Genomic DNA, 7,204 nt, shown 5'->3' with positions numbered 1-7,204 from the left:
ACGTGCTGGAAGCCGCCGACCTCGGCACCAGCACCGCCACGGCGGCTCTCGACCGGCTCCTCGCCGCCGTCGCCACGATGATGGCCGAACAGACGCGATTCGACTTCTCCGACAGCGACTCCGCGGCCGACGCCGCACGCCACGTACCGGTCGAGGAAAACCTCGACGCGCTGATCCGGCGCGGCCGCGAGACCGGAGAATTCACGACGGATCTGTCCACCGAATGGCTCGTCGCCGCAACGATCGCGCTCGGCCACGCGGCGGGACAGCAGCTGCGTGGCGGCCGGGTCGACGCGGCCACGGCGGCCACGCAGTTCCGATCGTCGGTTCTGCGCCTGTACGGCGCCGACTGACCGGGCTCGGTCGAATACCGAGCCCGGTCCGCCGAGTACTACGCGGGCAGTCGCGCCTCGATCGCGTCGATGATCCGCGGACGCAGATCCGCGACGCTGACGATGGCGTCCACCGAACCCACCTCGACCGCGCGCTGAATGTTGTGCACGCGGTCGAATTCCGCGGCCACATCGCCCAGCTTCTCCGCGCGCACCGAGGACCGTGTCTCGTCGAGTTCGGCACTCAGCGTCGCGCGGTCGGTGCCGACGGCATTGGCCACCCGGCTTTCCAGCTCCCGCACGCGCAGATCGGCCGCGGTCCTGGCCTTCACCTCACCGGCGAACACCACCGCGGCGGCCGGCGCGCCGCCGAGCACCGAGGCGAACGATCCTTCGAGCGCGAGCACCGTCATGTTCGGGTTCAGCGCCTTCGAGAACACCACGAACGCACCGCCGTGGTAGCGCGAGATCACGCAGAACACGATGGGGCCGTCGAAATTCACGATGGCACGGCCGATTTCGGCGCCGTACTCGAGCTGCAGCTTGCGCATCGATTCGGGCGAGCCGTCGAAGCCGGACAGGTTCGCCAGCACCACCAGCGGCCGGTTACCGCTGGCCGCGTTGATGGCCCGTGCTGCCTTCTTCGACGAACGCGGGAACAGGGTGCCCGCGGTGTAGGTGTCGGGTCCGTCGGTGGACGGGAAGCCGCGTCGCGCCACATTGCGTGACTCGATTCCCAACAGGCACACCGGGATTCCGCCGAGGTGCGCGTCGTGCACCACCGCGGTCTCGGCGTCTGCCATCCCGGCCCAGCGCTCCAGGACCGGGTGGTCCTGGTCGGCCAGTGCCCGCATCACCGTGCGAATGTCGAAGGGCTTCTTGCGATCCGGGTTGGCGTGAGCGGAGAAGATCTCGCCGACGGTGGCGAAGCTGCTGTCCGCCAGCACATGCGGGAAGCTCGAGATGTCGCGGTCGACGGGATCGCCGGTCGCGGCCCGACGCGGCGCCTGCTCCCCCGGGGCGACGTAGGTGTGGTCGTAATGGGCCATCAGCACATCGCGGGCGGCGGACAGGTTCGGCGCCCAGTACTGCGCCTGCCCGTTCGGGCCCATCACCCGGTCGTAGCCGCCGATGCCGAAGTTGTCCTCGGCCGAGACACCGCCGGAGAAGTCCAGCGACTGCTTTCCGGTGAGCACCATGGCCGAGTCGGGCGTCATGACCAGCACACCCTTGGTGTGCATGAGCATGGTGGCCTCGGCATTCCAGTACGGCTGCGCGCCGACGTTGATGCCGGCGACCACGATATTGATCTCGCGACCGTCCTGGGTGAACTCGACGATCCGCTTGAGCGCGGCCGCCACCCAGTCCATGTTCTCGGTACCCGAGGACATCGAGATCCGCGCGCCCGAGGACAGCGCGTACCACTCGAGCGGCACCTGCAGGCTCTCGGCCAGATCCAGCGCGGCGATCACCCGGCGGCATTCCGGCTCCGAGAGCGCGCCGAGGGACTTGGTGGGATCACCGAGCAGCAGCACTCGGGTCACGCCCTGCGGATGCTGCGCGGTCGCTGTGGTCACCACACCGGCGACGATCGCCGCGGTGTTGTGGCCCTTGGGCCGATCGACCGGCACCAGCGCATGGTTCGCGTCGAGATCGTATTCGGCGAAATCGCCCAGCAGCGACGTCAGTTCGTACGGGTACACGGTGTTGCGGGCCGCGGCGCGCAGCACCTTCTGCCGGTATTCGTCCAACGGCTCGACGGGTTCGTCGGTCCGTTCGCCGACCGTCACCTCGGATCCGCCGTCGGGACGGAACGAGATCCGCACGCCGACCTTGGTGAGCTCGCCGGTCTCGGGATCGCGCTGGCGGGCGATGAGCAGGATCTCCTCGAGCCCGGCGCCCGCGGCCGTCGGCAGCACGTGGCCGCCGATGGTCTCGAGCTCCGCGCGGGTGACATCCATGTGCGGCCAGATGTACATCACGATGCGGTTGGTGTTGAGCCGCTTGGCCGAGGGGAACCGCGACTGGGCCCGCCGGATCGAGTCGACGCAGGTGGCGATGGCGCTCTCGGCGGTGGGCAGGGCGACCAACCGGCCGTCGTGATCGCGCAATGCCGCGAGGTCACGGACCTGGGCGAAGGCGATCAGGCGCTCGTCGGAGGGGTTCTCCTTGGCCACGCCGCGGAACAGGTAGACCTCTTCGTCCGAGGACGGCAACCGGGTGAGGTCGAACTTGCGCAACCGCTCCAGCTGCATCCGCTGCGCGATGTAGGGGTGCAGTCCGCGGATCAGCCGTTCCTCGGCCATCCCCGTCACCGACGGACGGAAGGTGAAGTGGTGGTGCATGACCGAACCGCCGCTGCCCGCGACGGTGGCGGTGATCCGGTGCACCTGATTCGGTACCGGGTGCGCGCCCAGCACCTCCTGCAGGGCCGCGGCCATCGCGTCGAAGTCCTCGGGCTGCGATTCCCAGCTGAGGTAGATGTCGGCGTCGATGGAGACGGCGCCGCTCGCCAGTTCGGCGAGCCCGTCCAGTGCGGCGTCGAGCTTGTCGAAGCCGACAGCGGTCGAGACCAGCGTCGAACCGTAGCGTTCGGCCACGACGAACGTGGTGTCGCCGACCTGTTCGGTGCGGACGCCGGTGAGGCCCTTGTTGCCGTAGTAACGCCGGGTCAGCACCTCGAGCATCGAGGTGTGGTCGGGCTTGTCGCGCTCGAGCCGCTGGCCGAGCAACCGCACCAGGGGTTCGGTGCTGCGCACCATTTCGGCGATCCGGGCGCCGCGATCGTCGGCGGCCGGGTTCGCGTCCAGGTAGCTCAGGTGCTTACGGACGTTGGTGTACACGCGAGCGCGGTTGCGGCGCAGCAGCGGCTGGCCGTACCAGGCGTAGACCAGACCGCGGGCGAGATCGGCGATCACCGGGAAACGCACCTGCGTCGCCGCGACGAGACGCTCGAGCGCCAGGCCGACGGGTTCGCGCAGCACCTGGTCGGGCATCGGCTCGGTCAGCCATTCGCGCAGCAGCGCGGTGACGACGGTGACGGTGTCGGTGGGACGCTGCTGAGCGAGGAAGATCCGGAAGACCGCCGCTTCGAGGTCGGGCGTGCGGTCCAGCTCGGTGACGCCGTAGTGGCGCAGCGCCGTGCCGAGTTTGGCCTGGTACGACTCGGGGAGCCCGGCCCGCTCGACATCGAGACTCTGCAGGTAGGTGTGGAAGTACTCACGGGCGCTGTGGACGTGTCCCTGGACGTGATCGTCGTCGGCCGACCGATTGTGGCTCAGCTCGGCGAGATCGGCGAACATCTGCACCAGTTCGAGCTCTTCGGCGAGCGGGCGCAGGCTGTCGGCGACGGCTTCGCGTCGCGCCGTGAGGTAGTCGTCGAGGACGCGGCGGTCGTCGTGCGGGTCCACGTCGAAGCCGAGCAGCAGGCTGCTCAGGTCCTGCAGGCCGCGGGCCACGCGCTCGTGGGCGCGCAATGGTGTTGCCGCGCTGGGCAGATCGAGCTCGACGGTGCCGGTGGTCTCGGCTTCGGCGGCTTCGTCGTCGTCGGCGAGCGGCTCGAGCCGCAGCAGCGGGGCGCCCGCTTCGACCTGGGTGCCGACCGAGACCGCGCATTCCTTCAGCCGGGCCCGGAACGGTGCGCGCAGCACCGTTTCCATCTTCATGCTCTCCAGCACCAGCACGGGCGCTCCGGCCTCGACCTCGGCGCCGACCTCGAGCGGCGTGCCGACGACCAGCGCGGGGGCGGGCGAGCGGACGACACCGCCCTCGTCGCGGCTGATCCGGTGGGTCACGCCGTCGACGTCCACCACATGGGTGGGTCCGTGGGTGCCGGTGATCAGGCGGTAGCGCGTGCCGTTGACGACGATCTGGCCGGTGTGGTGATCGAAACGCTCCAGATCGACATCGGCGGTGCGCAATTCGCCACCGGCCTCGATGCCGACGCGGAAGCGGTGCGCGCCGATCCGGGCCACGCGCACGCGATATCCCGCGCCACGCAGCTTCAGATCCAGCGGCCGTCCGCTCTCGTGCTGCACCTGCGGACGTCCGCCGGACGCGGTCGAGAGCAGTCGATGCCGCTCGACCCGCTCGTCTTCCTCGTAGGCGTCGATCGCGGCCACCGCCAGCGCGACGGTGGAGTGCCGATGGGTCACCAGGCGGCCTTCGCCGCGTACCCGGTCGATCCAGCCGGTGTCGGCGCTGGCGTCGATGACCTCGGGCTGGTCGAGCAGGTCGAGGACGAAACTCTTGTTCGTCGCGCCGCCTTCGATGACGACGCGGGTCTGGGCCATGGCCCGGCGCAGCCGGCCGAGGGCCTCGGAGCGATCGCGGCCGTAGGCGATGATCTTGGCGATCATCGAGTCGAAGTCGGCGGGGATCGTGTCGCCCTGGCTGACGCCGGTGTCGACGCGGATACCGGGACCCGCGGGCAGATCGAGTCGCACGATGCGGCCCGGGGCGGGCGCGAAGTCGCGGTCGGGGTCTTCGGCGTTGAGGCGGGCTTCGATGGCGTGGCCGCGCTCGACCGGCGGCTCGCCCTCGAGCTTGATGCCCGAGGCAACCCGCAGCTGCGCGTGCACCAGGTCGAAACCGGTGGTGAGCTCGGTGATCGGGTGCTCGACCTGCAGGCGGGTGTTGACCTCGAGGAAGGCGAACAGCTGGTCACCGGGGTGGTAGAGGAACTCGACGGTCGCCGCGCCGCAGTACCCGACCGCGATCGCCAGGCGCTCGGCGGAGCCCTTGAGTTCGGCGGTCTGCTCGGCGCTCAGCACGGGAGAGGAGGATTCCTCGATCACCTTCTGATTGCGTCGCTGCACCGAGCAATCGCGCACGCCCAGCGCCCACGCGGTGCCCTGACCGTCGGCGATCACCTGGACCTCGACGTGCCGGGCGCCCGTGACCAGGCGCTCCAGGAAGACGACGCCGCTGCCGAAGGCGCGGGCGGCCTCCTGCTTGGTGCGCTCGTAGGCGTCGACGAGTTCGGCCTCGTTGGTGATCACGCGGATGCCGCGACCGCCACCGCCGGCGGTGGCCTTCAGCATCAGCGGGTAGCCGATCGCGGTGGCCGCTTCGATGGCGTCTTCGACGGTGTCGACCGCGCCCCGGCTCCACGGCGCGACCGGCACGCCGACTTCCTCGGCGATCAGCTTGGCGCCGATCTTGTCACCGAGCTTGCGCATCGCCTCGGCGCTCGGCCCGACGAAGGTGACGCCGATGTGGTCGCACAGTTCCGCGAACGCGGGATCCTCGGCGACGAAGCCCCAGCCGACCCAGGCCGCGTCGGCCTTGGTGGCCACGAGGGCATTCTCGAGGGCTTTGAGATCGAGATACGGGCGTGCCGAGGCCGGACCGAGGTCGTAGGCCATATCGGCTTCCCGGACGAAGGTGGCGTTCCGGTCCACGTCGGTGTGCAGGGCTACGGTTTCGATCGGTAGCCCGGTTGCCGCCGCCAGATCACGGACGGCATGGATGAGGCGCATAGCGGCCTCGCCCCGATTCACGATGGCGATACGGCTGAACACTCGCCGACTCCTTCCATTTACCCAGGACATCGTCCTGCGGGTGAGATTTGCAACTCCCGGTCCGTGCGCAGTCTGCACCCCCGTGCCCCATATACAAGCACCGTGCGCGGGTTACCGGCACGTAGCCAAGGCACGAGCGGCCGCCGAGCACCATACAACCTGACGAACGCGAGCGGCCGGAGGCGCTGAGATGACCGCTGGCAGGCGTCGCGATGCCCGCTGGTTGAACAAGTATCTCCCCTGAGTGAGTGGACGGCCAAGGTCTGCGGTCCCGGACCATCCACTCACTGCGAAATCCTATCAATCATGTTGACCTACAACATATTCGAGGTGGCATCCCACCCGTCCCACCAGGTGCGGGACGCGGGCGGGCCTTCGGCTGTCATCCGTGCCATAACTACGCGCCCGAGATCGTGAGTTCTGCCAGTCGGCGCGCCGAATCAGTCGCGTCGGCACGCGGGCTTCTACCGTCGGGTCCGTGTCAGCAGACTCTTCCGGCAACGCCGCCGCCCCTTCCTATGACTACGACGTCTTGATCGTCGGATCCGGGTTCGGTGGCAGCGTCACTGCCCTGCGCCTGGTGGAAAAGGGATACACCGTGGGTGTCCTCGAAGCCGGTCGCCGGTTCGCGGACGCGGACTTCGCCGCGACCAACTGGGATCTGCGCCGGTATCTGTGGGCCCCACGGTTGGGTTGCTACGGCATCCAGCGCATTCACCGCCTGCGCGACTGCTTCATCCTGGCAGGCGCCGGGGTCGGCGGTGGTTCGCTCAACTACGCGAACACCCTGTACAAACCCGGATCGGCGTTCTTCGGCGACCGGCAGTGGGCCGATATCACCGACTGGGACGCCGAGCTCAGCCCCCATTACGACCAGGCCCGCCGCATGCTCGGCGTCGTGCGTAATCCGCATATGACTCCGGCCGACACGATCATCGAGTCGGTAGCCGACGAGATGGGAGTCGGTGACACCTTCGTCCCGACCCCGGTCGGGGTGTACTTCGGCGAACCCGGCCGGACCGCTGCCGACCCCTACTTCGGCGGCGTCGGTCCCGCGCGCACCGGCTGCATCGAGTGCGGGGAATGCATGACCGGCTGCCGTCACGGCGCCAAGAACACCCTCGTCAAGAACTACCTCGGGTTGGCGGAGCGGGCCGGCGCCGTGGTCTCGCCGATGACCACGGTGACCGCGATCCGGCCCCGACCCGACGGCAGCTGGCTGGTCGACACCGAACGCACCGGGAGCTGGATCCGCAAACACCGTGCCACCCGGTCGGCGCGACATGTCGTCCTGGCCGCGGGCACCTGGGGCACCCAGCACCCTGTGGAACAGGTGCTCCACCAGGCGGG

General features: G+C 69.1%; 2 protein-coding genes and 1 pseudogene. 2 read left to right on the top strand and 1 reads right to left on the bottom strand.

Annotated features, from left to right (window positions below; all coding sequences use genetic code 11):
• A pseudogene (locus tag ACFWF3_RS17980) lies at positions 1 to 353 on the top strand (TetR family transcriptional regulator); the annotation flags it as partial.
• 38 nt (positions 354 to 391) lie between these two features.
• Here ACFWF3_RS17980 and ACFWF3_RS17975 read toward each other — a convergent pair.
• Complete coding sequence (locus ACFWF3_RS17975; protein WP_379314526.1) at positions 392 to 5,854, bottom strand: carboxyl transferase domain-containing protein; 5,463 nt, start codon at positions 5,852 to 5,854, stop codon at positions 392 to 394.
• Positions 5,855 to 6,332: 478 nt separating this feature from the next.
• Between ACFWF3_RS17975 and ACFWF3_RS17970 the strand changes: the two genes are divergently transcribed.
• Positions 6,333 to 7,204: FAD-dependent oxidoreductase (locus ACFWF3_RS17970; RefSeq protein WP_379314525.1), on the top strand; the 872-nt coding region annotated here is incomplete at its 3' end.

The sequence above is a fragment of the Nocardia sp. NPDC060220 genome (assembly GCF_042727815.1).
Lineage (GTDB): Bacteria > Actinomycetota > Actinomycetes > Mycobacteriales > Mycobacteriaceae > Nocardia.
Note: the sequence above shows the minus strand (reverse complement) of the source record. Positions and strands in the feature narration are given on the sequence as shown.